Annotated in this window: 9 protein-coding genes and 6 pseudogenes; all 15 read right to left on the bottom strand. The window is 34.0% G+C overall.

Annotation, left to right across the window (positions count from 1 at the left end; genetic code table 11):
• Positions 1-18: 18 nt before the first annotated feature.
• The 15 genes and pseudogenes from ACQV2O_RS01015 to ACQV2O_RS00945 all read right to left on the bottom strand — a co-directional run bounded on the left by ACQV2O_RS01015 (position 19) and on the right by ACQV2O_RS00945 (position 23,990).
• Complete coding sequence (locus ACQV2O_RS01015) at positions 19-225, bottom strand: helix-turn-helix domain-containing protein (protein WP_428874725.1); 207 nt, start codon at positions 223-225, stop codon at positions 19-21.
• 140 nt (positions 226-365) lie between these two features.
• Positions 366-1,025 carry a DNA-binding protein gene (locus ACQV2O_RS01010; RefSeq protein ID WP_428874724.1) on the bottom strand — a complete coding sequence of 220 codons (660 nt, stop codon included), beginning with the start codon at positions 1,023-1,025 and terminating at the stop codon, positions 366-368.
• A gap of 41 nt (positions 1,026-1,066) precedes the next feature.
• Positions 1,067-2,590 (bottom strand): annotated as a pseudogene (locus ACQV2O_RS01005) (helicase-related protein); the annotation flags it as partial.
• Between the two features lie 118 nt (positions 2,591-2,708).
• On the bottom strand, positions 2,709-4,343 hold the full coding sequence (gene ltrA, locus ACQV2O_RS01000; protein WP_428874723.1) for a group II intron reverse transcriptase/maturase: 1,635 nt from the start codon (positions 4,341-4,343) through the stop codon (positions 2,709-2,711).
• Between the two features lie 613 nt (positions 4,344-4,956).
• Positions 4,957-12,189 (bottom strand): annotated as a pseudogene (locus ACQV2O_RS00995) (Eco57I restriction-modification methylase domain-containing protein); the annotation flags it as partial.
• Between the two features lie 182 nt (positions 12,190-12,371).
• Positions 12,372-12,899 (bottom strand): annotated as a pseudogene (locus tag ACQV2O_RS00990) (ATP-binding protein); the annotation flags it as partial.
• Positions 12,874-14,593: pseudogene (locus ACQV2O_RS00985) on the bottom strand (DNA topoisomerase 3). The pseudogenes ACQV2O_RS00985 and ACQV2O_RS00990, both read right to left, overlap by 26 nt.
• 91 nt (positions 14,594-14,684) lie before the next feature.
• A complete protein-coding gene (locus tag ACQV2O_RS00980; protein WP_428874722.1) occupies positions 14,685-15,518 on the bottom strand; it encodes a nucleotidyl transferase AbiEii/AbiGii toxin family protein in 834 nt (277 codons plus the stop codon).
• Positions 15,511-16,104 carry a type IV toxin-antitoxin system AbiEi family antitoxin domain-containing protein gene (locus ACQV2O_RS00975; protein ID WP_428874721.1) on the bottom strand — a complete coding sequence of 198 codons (594 nt, stop codon included), beginning with the start codon at positions 16,102-16,104 and terminating at the stop codon, positions 15,511-15,513. Before ACQV2O_RS00975 ends, ACQV2O_RS00980 begins: the two co-directional genes overlap by 8 nt.
• A gap of 152 nt (positions 16,105-16,256) precedes the next feature.
• Positions 16,257-18,215: a CD1107 family mobile element protein gene (locus ACQV2O_RS00970; protein WP_428874720.1), complete on the bottom strand. Its 1,959-nt coding sequence runs from the start codon at positions 18,213-18,215 to the stop codon at positions 16,257-16,259.
• A gap of 195 nt (positions 18,216-18,410) precedes the next feature.
• Positions 18,411-18,644, bottom strand: a complete 234-nt coding sequence (locus ACQV2O_RS00965) for a conjugal transfer protein (protein ID WP_428874719.1) — start codon at positions 18,642-18,644, stop codon at positions 18,411-18,413.
• A gap of 12 nt (positions 18,645-18,656) precedes the next feature.
• Positions 18,657-20,989: pseudogene (locus ACQV2O_RS00960) on the bottom strand (CD1108 family mobile element protein).
• A 4-nt stretch (positions 20,990-20,993) separates the two neighbouring features.
• A pseudogene (locus ACQV2O_RS00955) lies at positions 20,994-23,422 on the bottom strand (VirB4-like conjugal transfer ATPase, CD1110 family).
• Entirely contained in the window at positions 23,313-23,723 is a 411-nt protein-coding gene (locus ACQV2O_RS00950; RefSeq protein WP_428874718.1) for a PrgI family protein, read from the bottom strand. Before ACQV2O_RS00950 ends, ACQV2O_RS00955 begins: the two are co-directional and overlap by 110 nt.
• Positions 23,724-23,726: 3 nt before the next feature.
• Positions 23,727-23,990: a conjugal transfer protein gene (locus ACQV2O_RS00945; RefSeq protein WP_428874717.1), complete on the bottom strand. Its 264-nt coding sequence runs from the start codon at positions 23,988-23,990 to the stop codon at positions 23,727-23,729.
• Positions 23,991-24,001: the final 11 nt, after the last annotated feature.

Raw genomic sequence — 24,001 nt, 5'->3', positions numbered from 1 at the left:
TTTCATTCTCCTTTTTAATTATTGCTTTATACACTCAACTATTTCCTCAATATCACAATCCAAAGCATTGCAAATTCTAAGCAAAACATCCGTAGTTACATTTTGCCCATTCTTCATTTTGTAAAATGTACTTTTACTTACTTTTGCTTTTTCCATAAGTTCATTGTTTGTCATATCTAAATCAATGAGTTTTTTGAACAATCTTTTATAACTAAAAGCCCTCATTTTTATCCTCCGTTCAAGAAAACTATATTTAGTATATTATACCACAAAATATACTTTTTTCATAAATATATTCTCTTTAATCGAACTCTCACAAATAAAAAAAGAGCCGGTGCAGCCCTAAGACCACACCGACCATAAATTTATCTCTCAACTTCTTTGTTTGCTTCTTTCTTTTCTTTTGGCTTTTCCTTATCTTCCGCCTGATATTTCTTAATAGTTCCAAGTATAGATTCTTTCTTTTCTTCTTGTCCTTTCATTTGTTCCTTTGCCTTTAACAGTTTTGAAAAAAGTATCCTAATATTACTATGCTCCTTACCGTTATCATCAATGGAAGTTCTGACTTGTCCAAATAGCTTAACAAAATCTCCTTGCTTAAAGTCCTTTGGAATATCACTTTTTTCTCCATAAGCGGAGCAATTATGATACACCTTATTTCCCACATCATCTTTGGATACTACGGAGAAATTTGCCACCTTAAAGGCTTCTCCGTTCTTATTTTCCCTTTCGACTACATCTACCTCTCCAACAATATTTCCAACTATATTGATAAGATTATCCTTTTCTTCCTGAACATAAGGCAGGTCTTTTATCTGCCCCTGTTCCCTTAAATCCTCAATCATATAGTCAAATTCTTCATGCAGTAAATTTATTGTGTCATTGTCCATATAATCATCATAGAGCTTATCCAAAGCACTTTCATCGTTAATGCCTTTTTCCATGCTGATAACAGCCTTAACAAAATCCTTATGATTATCCTTTACCATATCTTCTATTTTATCTCTTATTTCTTTGTAATCCATATTTTTTCTCCTTTCATTACAAAAGGGAGCGTATCGCTCCCTTATCTTGCATATTGTTCATATTGTGTATCTTTAGATTCTTGCCTTTTTTCATTTTTTTCTTGTTTTTGAAATTCTCTTATCTGCCCTAAAATAGATGGCTTATCCTCTGATTTTCCTATGGTTTTTTCTTTGGTTTCTTCTTTGCTATGAAGATTGTCCTCCACATCATAGGTTGACTCAAAATAATCACTGTCCTTAAAGTCATTGTCATATCTATCAGGAATACCATCATTATCCATATCTTTAGAAAGTGGATCATAGAAGTTACCATCATCGTCAATTTCAAGTCCTGTTGCTGCTTTTAAATCTTCCGAATCCATATAAACTAAATCGCTAAAAGAGGACATTTCTATTTCATTTTTCATGTTTCTTGGAGCTTCATTTTCTCCTTTATCCTCATAATCAAAGCTCTCAGTTTTAATTGGTGTATCATCAATGTACTGTGTCCATGTTTTCTCCTCTAAATCAAGTTCATACTGAATGCCATGTCTTTCATCCGGTGTATTGGTATAGGCAATCCCTATATGCTTTAAATCAGGGTATAGTGTATCAAACTCATCATAGCTATGATTTTCTTCGTACTCCCTGTTACAGAAGTCAATAATCGCTCTTTTTACATCTTCTACAAGAGGATTATCATTTCTATCTTCTTCTACTTCTCCCATATCAAGGAGCTTATTTAGTTCTGCGAGTCTTAGCACCTTAGTTTTCAGCTCATCTGCTTTTTCAAAAGGCTTTTTTAATTCTTCTTTGGCATTTTCCAGTTGTTCCTTTGTGCTGATAAGTTTTTCCTCTAATCTTTTCAGTTTTTCAGGCATTTTCTCAAGAGCGTTATCCAGTCTTGTAATATTTCCGTCCGCACTTGTTCCAAGCTCTCCTGAATGCTTTGCAGAACCATTTAAGCTAAAGGTATGCTCATTAGTAAAGAAGTTATAACTCACCTCTAAGTCCATATTTCTATACTTGCCTATCACCTTGCTTTCATTGATTTTAACCTTTGAAATTGCTTCAAGTAGCCTTTCCCCGGCTAATTTCTTATCGGTAATCTTCTCTCCTAAAATTGTAATAGAAGTAAACTTTTCCTCTCCTTCCGCTTTAGGCTCTACATCGGATATATCTTTCTTAACAGCTTCAATGAGCTTTTCCGTTCTTGCAATTTCTTCAGGATAATTTTTTGCTACCTTATCCTCTAATCTATAACGATTGGACTTATAGTTTGCTTCCAGCATTTTGAGTTTTGTAACCTCGTTATCCAAGTCCATCTTTTCTTTGATTTTGGGATCTCCCGTAGCCAACGCCTTTATTTCTGCATAATTTAAACTGCTTTCGTCTACATCTTCCGCCACACGAACAGGAGTCTTGGAAGTAATTATCTGTGAAATGAACTTCTGCTTGTTTTCTATGGTCTGCCATAAATAGGCATCAAAGGTATTCTCTGTAACATAACGATAGATATTTACTTTCTCATTTTCGTTACCCTGACGAACAATTCTACCTGCTCTTTGCTCTAAGTCAGCAGGACGGTCGAGTAGGTCAGGGATATTACTATCCCTTTCCCCTCTAAGAACCGTGCATGAGAGTTTCCCCTCACACGGCTCAAGCAATTCAAAACATCTGCCAATACAGATGTCGGCTAGTCAACTAACGATTTTGTTTGTAGCATTTATCGTGTACAAGATAACGGACTATTTGCCCATTTTCTCTTTGTTCTCGTACGTTCCATTGAGTGTCAGCAGTTATCTTCTCATTGCAAAGTGGACATTTATGTTCTTGCTTGTTCCACATATACAAGAGTGATTTTCTTCCTTTCAGTGACAAGAGCATTTTATAGGTCATTCTTTCTTCAAAGTATGATTTCCATTCTATATCAAATGGATTTGATTCACTTTTTATTTTTTTGTGTCTGATGATTTTTGTATCAAACATAAATTTTAGTGGAAATATATCTACTTTCCCTTTCTTTATGGACTTTACTAAGAATGTCCAACGTCTAGTCTTATAGAAATGAAAATACTTATTAGCAATCCAACGTTTCCCTTTTTTAGGATGTCGTCTTTTCGCCCATTGCCATAGCTTTTGGAAAATTTGGTTGTCTACTTTTTGAAATGTTCTTGATGAAGCTCCACATCTATAGTAGTTTGCCCAACCTATTATTTTAGGGTTTAACAGCCTTATTAGAGTTTCTTGTTTGCAAGACTTATTGCTATCGATTACATATCTAATGCTATCTAAAAACTTCTTTACACTCTTTTTGGACGGCTGTGTAAGTAGTACACCTTTAAATTTCCTAATATTAAATCCTAGAAAATCAAATCCATCATCAATATGTGTAATTAAAGTCTTTTCTTCTGATAATTCTAATCCTCGCTCACTTAAAAACTCGACTAACATTGGTTTGATGTCTTCCAATGTCTCTTTTGTTCTACCAGTGATTATGAAGTCATCAGCATAACGCACCATATTAACCATCGGGGAGTATTTCTCATATTTTCGATTTACTCTCTTGTTTTTAGTTGCTAATAATTCACTTAATCCATCTAATGTCATGTTAGCAAGTGTTGGCGAAATAATCCCGCCTTGCATTGTTCCTTCATCAGTTGCGAACAATTCTCCTTTAAAGATAACTCCACATTTCAACCATTTCTTTAATATTTTGGTATCCATAGGAATATTATTGAGTAACCATTCATGACTAATGTGGTCAAAACAACCTTTTATATCGCCCTCTAACACCCATTTTGGAGAGTTTTGGCGACATAAGATTGTATGACATTGTTGTATTGCATCTTGTGGGCATCTTTCTTTCCTAAATCCATAAGAATGAGGGTCTGCCGTCATTTCTGCAATTGGCTCTAATGCTAATAGATACAGTGCTTGCATTGCCCTATCTTTCATTGTAGGTATCCCAAGTGGGCGTAATTTCCCATTTGCTTTTTTAATAAATACTCTGCGTAATGGCTGTGGTTTATATCCATTTCTTTTTAAACTTAAAATAGCCTCATACTTTGCTTTGTCCGTAGACCATAATACTTTGTCTACTCCTGCTGTTTTCTTACCTTCGTTAGTTGTCACTCTTTTTACTGCTATTGCTTTTGCAGCAAAAGAATGTGTCAGTGTCCATTGCAAGGATTTTACCTTGCCATGTCCACCTTCTTTTCTAGCCTTTACAATACGTTCTTGTAGTTTTTTAACCTGTGCTTCGCATTTTTTCCAATCTATGGATTTCCATGCAAAATTAGGGTCAGTAGTTGCACACGTCTTTTTATTAACGTTCATTTGCTTTACTCCTTTCAAAAATTCTATAAGTTTCTTGTAAAGAATTACCTTACGTAGAAGTCTGCACCCTTTCGGGTTAGGGCAAATTTTGAACCCCTATTCATTTCATTACAAAATGACATTCGCTTTTTCTACAATCCTATACCTGCACCCCTATCGGTATTTCTTACGAAATACTTTCCTAAATTCTTAGGAGAGATACAGGCTTACCTTGTTCCACATAGATAACAAGAGTAGGTTAGGCTCTGTCTCATTCGCCGACGGTACTTATATCCGTGTAATCCTACCATGGAGAGGATTATCTGACCGCTTCCCGTTTTGGGCTGGAGCCTATCAGCAACTTTGGCTCGTTGGACGTTACGACGTTTATATAACAGTTCACTTATGTTAGCCATACTACTCAAGCCTAGCTCCCTAACCGCATTGTTGCTAGCAGATTCGTCTTTGCTTCACAGCTTAGACTTAACCACTTTCGTGGAGGGCTACATTGTCATGTCAGCTTCCAAACATTATCATCACTGATAAAGCAGGTGACACTAGGCTACCTCTAACGGAATAGAGGGTTTAATCTTTATTTAGTTAAACAATTATCTATGCGACTTTCAAGTCACACCCAAGGTACATCCAAATCATGAAGTGCAATCAGCTTATTTTGCACATTCGTTCCGGCTCCCATCTTCTGTGTTGAACCCATTAAGATACGAACTTCACCTTTTCTTACCTTTGCAAAGAGTTCATCTTTTTGTTTATCAGAATTCGCTTCATGGATAAAGGCGATTTCTTCTTTTGGGATTCCCATTGCTACGAGCTTTTCTCTGATATCATCATAAATGTTAAACTCTCCATCTCCTTTTGGAGTTGACATATCGGAGAAAAGTAGTTGTGTAGACTTGTTCTCTTTGGTCTTATCCCAAATGGCAAAGACATTTTTTACGCATACATTGACCTTACTGTCGGGATTATCAGGAAGTAGGGGATTGATTAAACGCTGATCTAAGGCAAGTTTCTTACCGTCATTGGTAATCTTTAGCATATTATCAACATCTGGTTCTACAACCCTATTTCTGACATCATCTGCTCTCTCAGATAAACTCTTTAAGATTTCCTTTTGTTCTTCAGATGGTTCAGTTTTAATAACTTCATAATTAGCTTCAGGTGTAGGAAGATTAAGCATATCGGCAGTCTGAATATCAGCAACTTCCTTAAACATACTCATTAGTTCAGGCAAGTTATAAAACTTAGAAAATCTCGTTTTTACCCTATATCCTGTTCCTTCAGGCGATAATTCAAAGGAGCTTTGTGTTTCTCCAAAAGTGGAAGCCCAAGAGTCAAAATGCTCCAGTCCATTCTTTTTAAGGCTCTCATACTGAAGATACCTTTGCATAGTATAAAGCTCTGTCATTGAGTTACTTACAGGCGTTCCTGTAGCAAAGACCACGCCTTTTCCGCCTGTCATTTCATCCATATAACGGCATTTCATAAACATATCGGAGGACTTAAAAGCTTCAGACTGTCCAATACCTGCAACATTACGCATTTTTGTATAAAGATAAAGGTTCTTAAAACCATGTGCCTCATCAACAAAGAGCTTATCAACACCTAATTCTTCAAAGGTAATCACATCGTCTTTCTTAAAATCATCATTTAATTTTTCAAGCCTTGTCTCCAATTTTTTCTTCGTCTTTTCAAGCTGTTTTACGGTAAAGTTCTGATTTCTGTCATGCTTGTATTCTTCTACATAGTTTACAATCTCATCAATCTGATCTTGAATATGTTTCTCTTGATATTCCTTAGACATTGGAATTTTTTCAAACTGTGTATGCCCGATAACAACTGCATCGTATTCCCCTGTAGCAATTTTCCCGATAAATCTCTTTCTATTTTTCGGTTCAAAGTCTTTTTTATCAGCCACCATAATGTTAGCCGATGGATATAGCTGCATAAACTCACGACCGATTTGCCCTGTTAAGTGATTGGGAACAACAAATAAGGATTTGGTACACATTCCAAGCCTTTTACTTTCCATTGCAGAAGCTACCATTTCAAAGGTCTTTCCACTGCCTACTACATGGGCAAGCAAAGTATTTCCTCCATACAAACTTCTTGCTATGGCATTTCTTTGATGTGGTCTTAAATCTATTTCCGTATTCATTCCCTCAAAAGAGAGGTTGCTTCCGTCATATTCTCTGTTACGGATTGAATTAAAACGCTCGTTATATAGTTTTACAAGACGGTTTCTTCGTTCCTGATCGTTAAATATCCAGTTCTTAAATTCTTCTTTTAGTAATTCCTGCTTTTGTCCTGCAAGCATAGTTTCTTTCTTGTTAAGGACAGAAGTTTTAGAACCATCCGGATTTACAATCTGGTCAAACACCTTTGTTTCTTTCAGGTTTAGGGCATCTTCAATCAACTTATAGGCATTTACTCTTGATGTACCAAAGGTCATTTCAGCAAGGTCATTTCCTCTGTCCCTGCTTTTTCCTTCTACATTCCATTCGCTTGTAAGGTTTGAAAATTTAACTTTAATATCCCATTTAGCATATCCCGGAGTTTTCAGCGTTTCAAAGATGAATTTCTCAATATCTTTAATCGGTATCCATGTTGCACCAAGACGCACATTGATTTCACTTGCTTCTAATTCCTTTGGAAGAACCTTTGTAAGTTCTACTTTTTGGTATTCCAAACGGTTCATTTCATAGCTTATCAGCTCTTTTTCTTTTCCGTTTTCTTCATAGCCAAGATGAGGAAGTTCTCTTTCCGTCTGTCTGAGCTTTGATAAATAGCTATCCACAATAGCAATCTTATCTCTGATATTTCCTGATAGGTATTCATCTTTTGTTACATAGCCATATTTATAAGAATTACTGCCATTTGCACAGGCAAATGGTAAATCGCCATCTTCCAAGTTAAAGGAAAGTGGTCTGTAAAAGTTTTGTTCTTCCCTAATATTTAGATAGATTTCCCCTCTAAGCTCCTCAATCAAAGTAGATCTATCTTTATCAGTAAGACTTCCCATATAATCAAAGTCCACATATCCTTTTTCAGATACCGATAAGACAAGAGCTTCTAAAGAGGTATCCACATGGTCTATAACTTTGGCTTTTGTAATGGTTCTTTTCGAGAAAATATCTCCTTTTGCCTTAAAATTTTCTTCTTCATCAAGAATTTCTATGGAAGATACAAGAGGGAAGTTGCTATCCTCTTTCAAGGCTCTGGTATTGCTTAAATTATTGACAAAGCCATGCTTCTTTGAAAAGTTGTCATATACTTCGTTTAGTTTTTCCTGTGAAGCCTTAATTTCTTCCTCGCTAAAATCTTCTTTTTGGCTTTTAATCACCTCTTTTAAAGCAGCATTCAGCTCAAGGTAATCCTTGATTTTTTCTTTATTTTTATCGCTTACTTCTTTTTTGATAAATAGGGAATTCTCCCTGTAATAGACTTCATCATCAATAAGTGTATAGGAGAAGTTTTTTATATCATCAGTTGCAGGGATAGATGTTACCTCATCATCTAAAAGCTCTATTTCTTCATACTTGGCATCTTTAGATATTTCTCTACCTGCCCTTGTAAGTAGCTCTTTTAAATTGGTATTTTCTTTAGGTAAGCAAGCTAAAGTATTTCCAAATCTTCCGCTTACTTCTTCCATAGAGCCAAGTACCTGTTCAGGATGATCGACAAAGTATTTGTTATATACAAGCCCGTTTTCATCTTCCGCAAGGTGTATCCAATCTTCATCTCGTTCTAATACGCTATCTCTTTTCTTTAAAAAGATAATATCCGAGGTTACTTCTGTGCCGGCAACACCCTTAAAGGTATCATTTGGAAGCCTGATTGCTCCTAAAAATTCGGCTCTTGCTGCAAGATAGCGTCTTACACTTTCATCTTTTTTATCCATTGTGCCAGATGATGTAATAAAGGCAATAACACCACCATTTCTTACCTTATCTATGGACTTAGCGAAGAAGTAATCGTGGATAAGGAAGTTATTGCGATTGTATTCTCTATCATTTACCTTGTATTCTCCAAAGGGAACATTTCCGATTGCAACATCAAAGAAGTTATTAGAGAAGCCTGTTTCTTCCAGTCCCTTTACCTGTACTTCACTTTCCGGATATAGTAGTTTTCCAATACGACCACTTACCGAGTCAAGCTCTACACCATAAAACTTTGACTTACTCATTTCATCAGGTACATTACCAATAAAGTTCCCGATACCCATTGATGGTTCAAGGATATTTCCATTTTTAAATCCCATACCGGAAAGTGTCTTATATATTCCGTCAATCACTGTTTTCGGTGTGTAAAAGCTCGTTAGGGTTGATTCTCTTGCAGCTTCATATTCTGATGGCGATAGATTTTTCTTTAAGAAGGCTCTTGCTTCCTCCCATTGACCAACCTTATTTTCATCAAAGACATCGGAAAGTCCTCCCCAGCCTACATATTTTGCTAAAAGTTCCTGAGCTGTAATATCAAGCTCTCGTTCTCCTTTTTCCACTCTATTAAGCATAGAGATCGCTCCAAGGTTATTGTTTAACCTCTCACTTGGAGATAACTTTTCAGGTAATGTTTCCTCTGTAATCTTGAAATTTTGAGCCTCATTTCTCTTTATTTCTACTTCTTCAAAAGTCTTTTCATGTTTCACATAAGTAAAATTTTCAAATATTTTATCAAGCTCACTTTCTTGGTGATAAGGAATTACATCGGAGCCTGTAATCATTCCACCAAGATATTCAGTATTATCCTTGACTGTTATTGTCTTTAAGTTATTTCCCATATCATCAAAGCGAGTTATGGTATAACTTTTATCTTTATCCCTATATTTAACTTCATCCCCAACAATAAAGTTTGGTCTTTCAAAACTTACTTGTCTTAATAAATCCTCATTATCTGTAAAGGCTATAATTGGAATTTGATGATTGCCTTGCCTAACAGGATCAAGCCATAAGTCGTTTCTTCCAGTGATTTGATTTTTAGAAATCTCTCTTACTTTGTACTCCTCATGATTAAAATATATGGTATCGCCTTCTTTAACTACAAACTCATCTGAAAGGCTATCCTCTTTTTCGTTAAGTTCAACTTCTTCTCTTTCCTTTAGATAATCAAATAGAGTTGTTTGAGCAGGTTTTACTGGTGTGTTTTCTTCTATTTCTTCTTTGATTTCATCTTTTATTTCTTTCTCATCAAAACTAAGTTCTCCATTAAATACAGATTGCAGTTCCTGCTCATCCATCTGCTTTTTAAGTTCACTGTCTTTAAGCTCTCTAAAGGTCTTTGGGAAATCTTCTAAAACAAGCCTTTGGGCATTTAATTCCTTCAACTCTTCAAGATTAAAATATCCCCACTCAGGCTCAATCCCAAGTACAAGTCCAAAAGCATCTTTACTTTCTCTATCGTACTCTGTCATATACCAAGTCCAGTTACTTCTAAAGGGAATGATATATGCTGCATGAACCTCTTTGTCTGCCAATGCTACATCTTCCTGTGCATAAAGCTCAGGTACTCGCTTTAGCATTTCTTCTGTCATTAAATTTTCCGGATTATCTTTAGAATAATAACTTGGTTCTTTGATTTCTTCTGTACTTTCCTTAATGCCCTTTTCTTCAAGATAAAGATTTTTAGAAAGCAGCTCATCTATATGCTTGGCTACATTTGACCAAGTAAGAAGAATATCATTACAACCTTTCTTTTCTAATTTAACTCCCTTTGCATCGTGCCATTCTCCACTTCCTCTTGCTCCTGAAACAGCATGAGAGCTTCCACCAATTTCGTATTCATCTTTTAGGAAATTCGCTTTTTCCTGCAAGGTATGATGTTCTTTAAAAAACTTAATTATTCGCTCTTTTCCTCTATCTACTCCACTTCCTCTTGAAATAGTAGCAAGGATTTCATCTTCTGTAATGAAAGCTTTTAACTGTGGATGTTCAGTCAGATTAGTAGAATAGTCCTTTCTTGGAAGTTCAAGTTCCTGTAATTTTTGATAAAGGCTATCTGCCTTATGATAATGAAATCTTAGTACATCTCTATTTTCTTTATATCCTTTCAAAAAGCGACTGTAATCTTTGATGACATTTCCAAGATTTTCAGGATTTTTAAGTAGCTCAGATAATCTTTTAGTTTCATCTGGAAAGCCACCTCCTCTTTCTATAAAGTCAAAATAGCCATGTGCTTTTCCTTCTTCGCTTAAATCGTGATATAGATACCATAAAGATTCTGAAATTTTATCTCTTTCATAGTCAAGTGCTTCTAAAAGCTCTACATTTGTAGCAAACTCTCCATTTTCTAAAAGCTCATTTATTCTACTTGCAGCATTTCTCCAGCTTAAAACCTGCGTATTATCTTCTCTTGCAGATGTTCCATAAGCTAAATGAATACCCTCATCCGAATACCAGGAAGATACTTCTTTTTCATCAATATAAAATCCATTTCCACCTTTGAATGTATCTTTAAGGTATTCTCCTAATTCTTCTACTGTTTTTCCTTTGGAAAATTCAGCAATGATAGGAAGTCTGCCACCGTCATAATTTCCTCCGTTAATAAGGATAGTATCTATATCCTTACTATTAAGTGGAATGGTAAGCTTCATCTGTCCATAGGAATTTTCAGGTAAAGAAAAAGAAGCCTTGTCAGCTTCTCTTATCTCTTTATCCGTATTTTCTTTTAGATTTCCACTACTTCCTTGATTGTCATTTCTTTGAGTGCTGAAATCATCGCTTTGTACTGTGGATGGCTCTCGTCCTCTATCTTCCAAGCTTTCATTAGTTTTGGCTTCTCTACTCTCATAAATTCTATCGCCTGTTTCTGAGTATCCATCAGATGTTTGATCAGTTTCTTCTCTTTGTATAGATCCACTAACATCTCGAAGTGGCTCTGCTCCTCGCTGTTTGAAAGATAATCCAGCCTCATCACTGCGTACACTGGATTCGGATATTCCCTCATAAAGTCCGTCTCTTCCTCTAACTGATTCAGTGTATTCTCTTTGATTTTCTCTATTATCTCGTCCGTACTCTCCATTTCGGAAAATTCGCTCGTTTTCACTAATTCTTTCCTGATCATCTCGTCGAAGTACATTTTCTTCTACCTCCTTTAATTCTTCTTTTATTTTATTATATCCTGCTTCTTTATCTCTTAAAGCTTCTTTTTGAAGTTCTACCTCTTTACTTTTTTGAATAGTTGTATCTATGATACTTCCGCTAATATCTGATACAGTTTCTCCAAGGCTCATAAGGGAAATGCTGTCAAGCATTGCAAAGTTTTCCTTTAATAGCTCCTTATCCATAGGATAGTCTACTTTAAATCTTGAAGCTACTGCATAACTTACCGAGTCCCTCACAAATTTAGTGAAGGCTATTCTATCCTCATCGGCTATTCTAAGCTCATTCATCAAGCTGTCTATTTTTTCATCTCCATAGAGCCTGCTTAAAGAAAAGATATTTTCTAAGGTGCTTTCACTTTCTTCATAGCCCTCACTTTTTATCATTTCTTTTAAAACATCTCTATGAGCTTCTTTGTCAAATCTCCAAAGATTTACTTCGTTAACATCTCTGTTTTTGGAAACAGTCTGACTAATATCAAAGATATAGTCCACCTTTTTGTATGTGCCATAGTCCTCTAAAATAGGGATACCCTTTTGACCACGCATAACTGTTCGGTTAAAGTGTTCACGCCAATAATCAAACTTGGCACAAGCTATGGCTTCAGGTTTTTTATCATAGATACTTAACTGACTTCTAAAGTCATATCTTTGATTGTTTCCTACAACTTTTAAGAGCTTTAGATATTCTACTTCGCTATCTAAAATATCTTGCTTTATAAGTCCCAAAATGTTATGAAAATCATTTATTCGCATATTTACCTCCTTCTTTTTTACAAATAAAAAGGTGCTTAGATTTTTACTCTAATCACCTCTAAATTCTGTGTATTGTAGCTTAATGCAACTTAAATTTTCTATTTCAACTTACTAAAAATCCTTATTTTACTGGCTTTATATCTCAATCATACCTGCATAAATCATGAAGTTGCAACTTAATACTATTCACTCAGTTCCCAATGACCATTACTTCCTCTGCCTACATATTTTAGATTATCTATTTCTTTAATGGCTCTTTCTATAGTCTTTACACTAACTCCAAATTCATCTGCAATTGCTTTTCTTGTAATCTTATCATTTTCTCTTATTTTTTCTTTTATAAATTCTGCAAGAGCTATCTTATCCTGAGCGACACCACTTCCTCCAACTTTTTGAGTCGCTATTTTCTTCAAAGGAATTATCGTTCTAAATATATTTTCCTCCTCGAACAGAGGATCAACACCTGAATATAGTCTTGTATATTTATATGTGTTTCTCATACCTGAACCAAGCTCATCAGCAAGTCCTATTTCTCTAAACACTTTTGAGATAGCAGGATTTTTAGGGAAAGGCTCAAACTTTTGTAAGTCCAATGCCCCCATTCCATGAGCTAAATTACTGTTTTCTATAGTAATCTTCTCATCGTCAATAATCATTTTTGCAGGAAAACCTCTTGAATAATCTCTATGAGCCAATGTGCTGGTTATAAGTTAAAACCACTTCTTTTATCTCATTTTCAATCGCCTCTAAAAAAAATTTCTTTGAAGATTTACCCTGTGCAATATCGGATAATTCCATTTCCCATTTTGCTGTTGTTTTTACGGATTTAAAGACATCAGCAACAATCGTTACAAGACTGATTCCTTTATGTGTAGCAATAAGGTTTTTCTTATCTCTCTCAATAAATCCCTTAAAGATTAGATTTTCAATAATTCCTGCTCTTGTTGCAGGTGTTCCAAGTCCCTTTCGCTCAACTTCTACACCTTTTTCCAATGCGTCATTTCCTGCAAGCTCCATAACCTTTAAAAGCGTATCTTCAGTAAAGTGTTTCGGTGGTGCTGTATATTTTTCTTTTATCTCCTTGTTTTCAACATCAAGAATATCACCTATCTTTACATCAGGAAAAAGATTATCCTCACTTTTCTTTTTAATATATTCTTTTAGATACTTGGTAAATCCCTCATCAACAATCACTTTTCCGGAACTTGTAAATTCAAATCCGTCAAATTCAGCAACAATCTTTGTTGTATTCTCAATTAAAGGATAGCCTACACTTGCGTGAAGCTTATCTGAAATCAGTTTATACACCTTCGCTTCACTCTCAGCGATACTCGATAAATCTTCATTCAGTGAGCTTGCTGTCGGTATAATCGCATGGTGATCCGTAACTTTTTTTGAGTTAAATACTATCTTAATTCTTTCAGTATCAAAGTCATTCTTACCTAAGATATTGTTAATAGTGCTTGTTATCATATCTTCAGTCAGGCATCTGCTGTCTGTTCTTGGATAAGTTATAAGCTTTTTCTCATACAAACTTTGTGCATAATCAAGTGTCTGCTTGGCACTGTATCCAAATAATTTGTTGCATTCTCGTTGAAGTGTTGTAAGGTCAAAAGGTAAATCAGGTTTTGTTGTTTTTTTCTTTCTGAATCACATCTGTAATTTCAATAGTATTTCCTACCAAATTAAGTAATTGGTCTGCAACTGTCTTATCATCAATTCTATCAGTAGAAATAGTAAATCCGCCTAATTCAAGCTCTACTGTATAATATTTTTCCTTTTTGAAGTTCTTTATCTCATCATCTCGTTTCACAATCATTGAAAGGGTTGGTGTTTGTACTCTACCTACACTGTAATTTTGTTTATATAGACAAGAATAAAGCCTACTGATGTTCATTCCAACGAGCCAATCTGCTATTGCCCTTGCTTGCGATGATTCAAATAGATTGTCGTAAAAACTACCATCTTGTAGATTTTCAAAACCATCTTTAATTGAACTGTCTTCCATTGATGAAATCCAAAGGCGTTTCATCTTCTTTTTACAATTTGCCTGATGATATACAAGCCTAAAGATTGCTTCTCCCTCACGCCCTGCATCGCAGGCATTTATCACAATGTCTACTTCCTTATCGTTCATCAACTTTTTAAGAATATTAAATTGTTTCTTGGTAGACTTTGCCACCACATACTTATATTCTTTTGGAATAATCGGTAAATCCGCCATATTCCACTTAGCATATTTTTCATCATAAGCGTCGGGATTCGCCATCTGAATTAAGTGTCCAACACACCAGCTTACCCTATATCCATTTCCTTCATAATATCCGTCTTTCTTTTTTGTAGCTCCTATCACTTTTGCAATAGAAATTGCTACACTTGGTTTTTCTGCAATTACAAGTTTCATATATTTTTCCTCCTGTTTTCAATAGAAAAGGGCGAAAGATTTAACTCTCTCGCCCTTTGTTTGCACCAAATATTGTATAGTTTTTGGTGCATTATTTAATTTTTCCTACTAATTCTATCGTTGTATTTATTACATCATCAAAACTTATGTCTTTAGCATAGCTGAATCTTTTTTGATAATTAGCCCATCTTGTATTAATATCTTTCTCATTTTTTAATATGTTTAATACCTCAAGAATACTATCAACATCAAAATTTGTCCTTCTGTATCTAAATGTATTTTCACAAGCTTTCTTTAATCTTTCAAAATCAATTTCTTCTTTTTCTAAATTATACAGAATGTAAATATCATAAAAATCTTTACTTCTACTATTAAACACCCCTCTTTTATAGACTGTCTGAAGCTTCTCTGCAAGCATCGTTTCTATGTTGTAAGCACAAATATCAAAAACATCATCACTGAAAATACTCTTGTATTCATAAGATATTTCACTTGGTGTAATTGGATCTCCTGTTGCTATATCAAGAGGAATAATTTGTCTTATATTCTCTAATCTACAAAGAATAGTAATTCTAAATCCACCATACTCATCTTCCTTGCGTATTTCTTCTATCTTTTGAATTTCATAACTTATTCCTGTATCATCTTTCTTTTGAAACATTTTTTCAAATCTTTGTTTTATATTTTCTTCTGTAAGAGAAAATCGTCTTATCAAAAAATCAATATCTACAGTATTTCTCTGCCTAATACCAATAACATTCGCAAGTAAAAAACCACCTTTAAATATAAAATTTTCATTCTCATCACTGTTGGCAATTTTTCCTAAAATGCTTTCCAGAAAAAAGTGTGTTTGTATTGCATTAAAGCTAAGTCCAGTCTCTTTTGATAATTTTTGACACATCGACCTTAATTTGTCCTTATTCATAGATAACCTCCATTAGTTCTTTTACTTGTTCATATATCTTGATTTTCTTTGAATACTCGTATAGTTTGTTCAAGTCCTTATTTTGGAAGCGTGCATACCTGTTAATTGTTTTAGAAAATAGCTCTGTTTCAACTTCATTTCTATTTTTTATAAGGTCGCAAAGAGTTCTTTCCAGATCATAAACTTTAACTAAATTCCCAAATACGGTTTTACATTCTGTAACACCTAAATCATAAATATCTTTTGTTACATAATGTATTATTACATTCTCACTTATGCGATGAGGATTGTAGCCTCTATATACTGTAATTTCCATTTCATTTGGAATTATATCCGTAAATTTATGAAGATACAGGGCAGATACATAAGAAAAAATAGGAACACTAAATCTACTATGAAAAAAGTAATATTCATCATAGTCTCCATTAGAATCTATATAAATCCCTCTACTTGCACGAGTTAGCTCTCCATTTTCAACCATTCGTGTAAGATATACGGTAGGAATACCTGAGTTTTTAACTTCCTTACTCGTAATAATTCCACCAAATTGTTTTATTTTTTCCCTTATTTTTTCTATATAATTCATAATACCACCCTTTGTTGTAATTGTGCTTACATTATATCGTTTTGTACGCATACTTGCAACAAATAAATAGTTTTTAAAAAGTAATAAGGGCGAAAAATTTTACTCTCTCACCCTGTTTTTCGTCCCAAATATTATATAGTTTTGGTATAAACTTACTCTAACTCATCATCTTCTTCATCTTCTGTTTCCAACGATTCATCTAATTCATTTTCACTTTCCTCTGCCTCTGAAAAGAAATCATCATCTTCCTCCTCAAAATCTTCAAGCTCCTTATCTTCCTTTTTCTTAATAACCTTGAAATAATATCCTGCTCCTAATGCTCCTACTACTACAAGAGCAAGGATTAAGTATGTTCCTGTATTGCTACTTTCTTCTTTTTTCATAGGCTTAGGTTCTTCTTTTACCGGTTCATCCTTTGTAATTTCTTGTTTTGGTTCTTCTTTCTTCTCAACCATATTAAGAAGATCATCTTCAGATACTTCCGTTAAAAGCACCACATTTTCGCTATCCTCATCATGGTTAATAATTAAGTGAAAAGTTTTACCATTTTTAGTTGTAAAGGTAACAAACTGTCTTGCATCTGCTGAATACATATGGCTTAACTTATTTTCTTCACTGTCATTATGGTGAATTGGGTAGTCATTGTTCGCATTATCCTTATTCTCAGTAACAGTTCCTCTTGCCTTTGATGGAGCTGAAGCAACTCCTTTATTGGTATTTACATTTTTATTTGAATCATCCATCTGTGAACTATTACTACTATTATTGGAAGGCTGTTTTGGCGTCAGCTTATTTGGATAACGAATTTCTTTTTCTTTATCATTGTTTTTTCCGGTATTTATATCCTTTGTATTACTTTCTCTACTATCTTGTGGCAATGAATCTTTTTTAATATCTCTTACCGATGTTTGTGGTAAATCACCTGTTTTTAATTTGATTTGTGAAGTAGGACTAACTGGAGTTTCAACTAATTTATGCGAAATAGGAGTTTTTCCAAGCTCATTCATCTTTTTATCAAGCTCCTTAATCTTCTCAATTAGTTTATCCATCTCTTTTTTCATATCTTGTGATAAGTTTTTATCTTCCTTGCCTTTATCAAGTTTTTCTTTCAGGCTATCTATTCTTTCTTCAAGCTCTTTAATTTTTTCTTTTTGCTTATCGTTTAATTTATCCTTATCCTTAGTTTCCTTGTTTAATTTATCAAGTTTTTCTTGAAGAACTTTAGATTCCTTTTCTATTTTGGAAATATCATTCTTAGTAATTTCTGTTTGAGTTTCCTTATTCTCCGTCTTTGTATTTTCTGTCTGAGTCTGAGCATTACTTTCAGATTTTTTTACTATTCTGATAATACTATCATTACCATCACCTTTTACTGTATAGCTCACGAAATCATCGTTAAAACTCATATTATCATCAAGCATTTCAAGATCAGAAGAATCTATCACCTGATTTTTTTCAAATAAAGCTATATATTCCTTATATACCTTTCCATCTTGGTATTGATATTTCACTTTTACTTCACTTTTTGTCTGACTCTCTTGATCCTTGGTATCAGTATTTTCTGTTTGAGATGATGCATTAGTTACCCTCGTATATAAATCCTCTAAAGGATATCCAATAAAAGCTACCCCTGTATAATATCTGTTCCATGTTTCAATAATTAGTTTATCTTCAGCAACTTTTATATCTTTTACATTATTGATATTAGGATTTGCATTAAGAACATTTTGCTTAATACGCTCAATTGTTTCAGGTTTTAGATCCCCACTATAATCTATCTTTTCTTTTATTACATTTCGGTTTAATTTATAAATATGTGCTTCAATTTCATAGACAAATTCATCTTCTTTATTCACATATCTTTTTTTTACTGCACTATTTTTTTTAACAAAACCTATATAATAGTCTTTGAAATATTCCTCGCCCTGTAAGCTTATAAATTGTCCAAATCCATGAGTAGCACTTATATCATGAGGGTAGCTTTTTTGACTGATATAGTCTAATTCATAAAGAGCATGAAATGGATTTTCCTTATTCATATTTTTTTGTGTAAACACTTCACTAAATACAAGATCATCTCCTCCACTTTGATTTGAAATCCAATGTTTCATTAGAAATTTAAATTCTAACTCTTTATTACTATTTCTGTAAAAATGTTTGGAAAACTCATAGTTTAAACTTTTATCAACAAAAGTTACTTTATAGTAAGCATCAAATTTTTCTCATCTTGACTTGCAAAAACTTTAGTAAAAATCCCTACCGTCAAACTTAGTAACAAAACTACTACAATACTTAGTCTTGCTTTTCTATTGTTTAAATATTTCATTTGTTCTCTCCTTTTTTATTTCTGCCTTTTCTTTATTTACCTTTGCCATCAAATCAGAGATTGTGATATTGTTTTTTCTGCAAATGGCAATAATTTCTTCATTTTCAAGTTCTTCTTCACGAATGAACAAAGGCTCCAATTCTTCATCAATCAGAGCCTTTTTATCCTTTAACTTCTTTATTTTCTTTTTTACTACTGTAAGTTCTCTTTTCAAATTTTATCCTCCTTATCTATTTACATTTGGTGGGAAACCATAGCCTACGGGATGGTGCTTGCAAAAAGTTGCGATCCAGTCATCTAAGGTAGTTACTCTAATTCGCCCTATATTATCTATCACCTTTCCATCACCTATATATATTCCTACATGACCATAGATAAGTCCGGCTTGTCCACCACTACTGCTGCTTTCAACTGCAACTATCATCCCAACTTTAAGTTTTGATTTATCAGATGTATAAGTGAAATTACGATACATATCATTAGCATTTCCTCCGACATACCCAAGTCCTGCATTCTTATAGACCTGTGAAACCCACATAGCACACCAACCTGAACCCGGAGATGGTGTAATATATGCAGCATTTACAATCTTCTTTTGAACTTCTGTAGAAGCTTCATACTCTTTTCCACTCCCAACACCTCCATTTAAGGCAATAAGGTCAGTATTACCAAAGGCTTCTCCCATGTTCCCTTGAGCAAGAAATAAAGCTTCATAATGTTTCAAATTATCTGGATAGTTTGCAAAAACCTCTCTAACAATACTATCCATTTCCTTTTTATGAAGTGTTATAATCAGTTTCTTGTACTCATAAGGTTCTTCATAACTTTCTGTATATTCGTTACCATCTTCATCGGTATAGGTTTCTGTAACTGTCCTATATCTGATTTCAATTTCTTCTTTGTATTCAAGCTCATACATGGACTTAAAAAGCTCATTTAATACGGAACTTACTTCTGATACATTCTTTACATCTCCACACCTTGATGTAATGTAGGATAAAAGTTCGTGGACATTATGACCGATATACTCGGTGTTATTTAGGATGTACTCGTCATATCCGGGATGATTTTCTTTAACATTATCAACCTCTCTTTGCAGCTCCTTTTCCATCTCCGAAAAGTTATCATTGATTTCACTTAGGACATTAAGCTTTGATAAATAGCTTGTTGCAAGAACTGTGCTTGTTGAGTTCATAATGCCTGTCATTCCAGTTCCTGCAAAGTTAATTATGAAAGTTCCCAAAATAATAAGACCTATGAAAATAATCATAAGTCCTTTCGCTTTTCTAATTATGAATTCCTTTGAACTTTTAAGACTTCCTATAAGTCCTTCCTTAATACGATCTCTAAGTCTTGTCTTGTTTTGCCTTTTAATTGATTCTTTCATCTGTTTTCGTTTTTGAAACTTCTTAAAGGAACTTCCTTGTTTATAAGCTTCCATTTTTTTCATTTCTTCTTTGGCATCTCGAAACTCTAATTTAGATTTTCGCTTTCTAATTTTATAGTCCTTATTTGTAAGATCATATCCTTTTTTTGCTCTTTTCTTATCCGAATAGTTCTTAATGCCATGAATAAGCCTTGACTTGTATCGGCTGTCTTTTCTCCTGCTTCTACGCCTTGATTTTCATCGCTTCCATGAGATAAGTAATCTCTTACTGTTTCACTTGACTTTGCTAAGCCTGACAAGGCAGATACTTTTACAGGATTTTTCTTCTTAAATATTTCCTGCTCCTTAGAGATTCTGTTCTTCTTTTCCCTATTCTGAATAAGGTCTTTCTCAGTCTTTTTCCTTTCCGTCTTATCGTATGTGGGAGCATCTTTCTTTTTCCTTGTATAGACCTTATCCGAATAGTTTTTTCTCTTGTACTTTTTCTTTTGAGCCTTTTGACTTTTTGAGAAGTCTTTTGTATCTTCCACTTTATGATGAAGATTATCCTCCACATCATAAGTAGACTCAAAATAATCGCTATCCCTAAAATCATTGTCGTATCTGTCTATAATTCCGTCATTATCAAGGTCTTTTCCTAATGGATCATACACTTCTTCATTTTTATGAAATGTTTCTTCCAAGTTTTGGTTTTTTCTAACCTTTTCAGCTATTTTTCTTTTCTTTAAAAGATCTGCTTTTTGTTCTTCAAAGGAGATTTTCTTTTCTTTTTTAATGCTTTCCATTTCAGGAATTATCTTATCAGCTACTTTTTCACCGTTCTCAAAGGAAGTAAAATCATTGTTTTCATATCCTGCTATGGACTCATCCAAAGTTTTACTCTCATCATCCCTCGATGTAGTTACTTCCTTGCCTTTTATCAAACTTCTAGGCTGTTTCACCTTTCTTTTAGGACTTACTTGCAGACCTTTTTTCTCATAATTTCTTTTACTTTCCTTTTCATGCACCTTATCTTGAAATCGGTCTTTGTCATGAATTATCTTCCCTCGATAATCATCCCCATGCTTTAACTTACTTTCTTCAGGCTCTATGCTGCCATTACTTTGCAGTGTTTCCTTTTCAATCCTTGCCCTTTGCCTTTCCTTAAAGTCCCTTTTCAATTTCTTTCCCATAAGCCTACCTCACTTCTTCAGGCTTGGTTGTCATTTTTTGATAAAGGATTGTGTTTTTCGGGAACTTATCAAGGAAAGGAACAATGGTGTTTCCAAAAAACAAAAGTCCTTCTCCTGCATTGGAATTAGTTACATATTTTAGCTGTGGCTGTGAAATTTTCAGTTTTCTTGCTAAAATTTCTCTATCACCTGAAGCCTGATTAAGCATTAAAACAAAGTCTGTATTATCAAAGATATTTTCAATTTCCTTACTCATAAGTAGGTCTTTTACATTTTGTGTAATGCCTGTAGGGATTCCGCCCCATTTACGAAACCTTTTCCAAATCTCTACAGAATAGGAAGCTGTCTGCTCGTCTTTTAACAATAAGTGAAACTCGTCTATATAGTACCTTGTAGCCTTATTTCCTCTATTTTGCGATACTTTGTTCCACACCTGATCCTGAATAACAAGCATTGCAATTTTTTTAGCTGTGAGCCTAACTCCTTAATATCAAAACAAAGTAGCTGCTTATTTAAGTCCACATTGGACTGGTGGTTAAATACATTAAGAGAGCCTGTTACATAAATCTCCATTTCCGTTGCCAACTTTTTACCGACTTTTTCTTCCTGATTTTTTAACATATCATACAGGTTTTGAAGAATAGGCATATTCTCTGGCAATGGATTTTCAAAATACTTTTTATAAATCTTAGGCAGGCATCTATCTATAACCGATTTTTCTTCTGCTGTAAGACCACTACCACCAACGACAAGTTCCAGCATGGACATAATAAAGTTTGCCTTATCTTTTAGTGGTGCGTCCCCATCGCCATAATTCATGTTGATGTCAAGCGGATTCAAATAGTCCCTTGACTTACTGCTAACCTTAATAACTTCTCCCTTAAACTGTTTTACAAGATTTCCGTACTCTCCTTCCGGATCGCAAATAATCACATCATCATCAGTTGTAAGAATAGCATTTGCCATTTCTCTTTTTGAACTAAAGGATTTACCACTTCCCGGAGTTCCAAGAATTAGACCATTCGGATTTTTTAACTTCTTTCTATCTGCCATAATCAGGTTATGACTAAGGGCATTTAGTCCATAGTACAGACTATTACTTGAATTGATAAAAAGCTCCTCTGTGGTAAAAGGCATAAATACTGCCGTAGATGATGATGTAAGTCCTCTATCTATTTCAATCTTATTTACCCCAAGCGGAAGCACACTGATTAAGCCCTGCTCCTGTGCATGGTCAAGTCTTTTTAACTTGCAATTATGCTTATTAGCAATGGAACTGATTTGCGAAATGGTATTATCCAGCTTTTGAATTGTCCTTGCAAAGTTCATAAAGATGATGGTTACAACAAACATTCTCTCATCTCTTGTCTGCAAATCTTTTAATAGGCTTTTTACATCTTCCCCATAGGTGATTAAATCACTTGGAATAATGTCCATATCATAACCACTTCTTACCGCTTTTTTATTTTCCTCTATTTTCATTTTATCAATATCCGTATTCTTTCTTTTTACCATCTTGATAGCTTCTGATTGCTCGATTGCCTTAATATGAAAAGAGATATTGATGTTATCATCTATATCTAAAAACTCGGAAAGCATACGGTCTGAAATCTCACTTGCAAGGATTTGAAAATGGCTTGCTGATCCGATAAACTTTCCAAACTTAAAATACCTTGATGGTGTAAAGTTAAATTCATCAGGAGCAATATATGTCTTTGTACTTTCCTTTTTCTTTAAGTTCTTATATGAAAATTCAAAGGTCTTATTTGGATTTAAAACATCATGAAGTATCTTTAGCCTTTCCTCTCCATTAAGGCTTTCTGCTCTTACTCCCATACTTTTAAGACTCGATAATATATCTATCTCCAGTCTTTCCAGTTTTGAAGTAGCCTGCTCTAAATTGTCTGCTTCCACTGTAAAGGTTACATACTTTGATTTTTTCAGTCCGTTATTTCCCTTTACAATCTGACTTCTAAGCATTTCTCGAAACTCATGGCGTATATCATCAAACCCGTCCTTTTTATCCGGTATCTGAATTGCCGACCTCATTTCTTCATTTCTTCCAAGCTGATTGATATATGAAAACTCTATGCTTACACTTGGATCAAATGAATTTAGGAAGTTTGGAAACTGATTAAAAATAAGATCCCTATCTTCTTCTAAGGCAAGTTGATAGTTTATATCCTCAAAGGCGATGCTCTTATTAAAATGATTTTCATCAATCTGACAAATTCCACTTTTTAGTAATCTAAGATAGGGTATCGTATCTTCGACAGTATATCTTTTCGCCTCTTTTTTAAAGATAATATCTAATATACTCCCTTTATTTTTCTTTAACTTTATCTTGTCTTTTCTTAAATCTTGTTTTTGATTTTTTAATGCCCTTTTGTTTTGTTCTAACCTTATTTGCTGAATTTTTCTTTTTCCTTTCAAGATAAACCTCCTTTCTCACTCTTTTTTGTGGCTGATAAAATTTATGAAGATAAATATACTTAAAGTATTTCTCAAAACTAAGTCCGTCCTTTTCAAAAAGAGTGATGAAAAATATAGGGAGAGTGGACACAATGAGAAATATAACTGCTATATCATTTGGAACTATCTTTCTCATAAATAAATAGACTGGTATTCCAATAAGCCCTGCAATCGTAAAACCTATCAGTTGTCTTTTCGTAAGGTTAAATGCTACTTTTGTTTTCACATTCTTTAAGTTCTTAGGAATAGGTACATATGCCATAACTTACCTCCCATCTTCTTTTTCCTTTGACAGTTCCTCTATATGCTCATATACGGAACCTATTTCCTCTTTAATACTTGCAATCTGTTCATCTGTATTTCTGTTATATCCTTCCTGCATCAAACAAAAATCATTATGACATCTACCTATATTTTTTGTTCTCTTGTCCAAATCATCAACCATGTTTTTAAGCCTGATTCTATCTATCACTGCCAAAACACCTGTTACAATTCCTACTGCTATAAATACTTTTTTTCTTTTATTCATCCTATCTTCCT

This window comes from Facklamia sp. P13055 (assembly GCF_050409445.1).
Lineage (GTDB): Bacteria > Bacillota > Bacilli > Lactobacillales > Aerococcaceae > Facklamia.
This window is presented reverse-complemented; position numbering and strand designations above follow the sequence as displayed.

What these genes read in the sequence shown, in the direction of transcription:
- ACQV2O_RS00945 (WP_428874717.1), bottom strand. Translation starts at nt 23,990, where the DNA reads ATGAATAAAAGAAAAAAAGTATTTATAGCAGTAGGAATTGTAACAGGT.
- ACQV2O_RS00950 (WP_428874718.1), bottom strand. Translation starts at nt 23,723, where the DNA reads ATGGCATATGTACCTATTCCTAAGAACTTAAAGAATGTGAAAACAAAA.
- ACQV2O_RS00980 (WP_428874722.1), bottom strand. Translation starts at nt 15,518, where the DNA reads ATGAATAAGGACAAATTAAGGTCGATGTGTCAAAAATTATCAAAAGAG.
- ACQV2O_RS01010 (WP_428874724.1), bottom strand. Translation starts at nt 1,025, where the DNA reads ATGGATTACAAAGAAATAAGAGATAAAATAGAAGATATGGTAAAGGAT.
- ACQV2O_RS00970 (WP_428874720.1), bottom strand. Translation starts at nt 18,215, where the DNA reads ATGAAACATTGGATTTCAAATCAAAGTGGAGGAGATGATCTTGTATTT.
- ACQV2O_RS01015 (WP_428874725.1), bottom strand. Translation starts at nt 225, where the DNA reads ATGAGGGCTTTTAGTTATAAAAGATTGTTCAAAAAACTCATTGATTTA.
- ltrA (WP_428874723.1), bottom strand. Translation starts at nt 4,343, where the DNA reads ATGAACGTTAATAAAAAGACGTGTGCAACTACTGACCCTAATTTTGCA.
- ACQV2O_RS00975 (WP_428874721.1), bottom strand. Translation starts at nt 16,104, where the DNA reads ATGAATTATATAGAAAAAATAAGGGAAAAAATAAAACAATTTGGTGGA.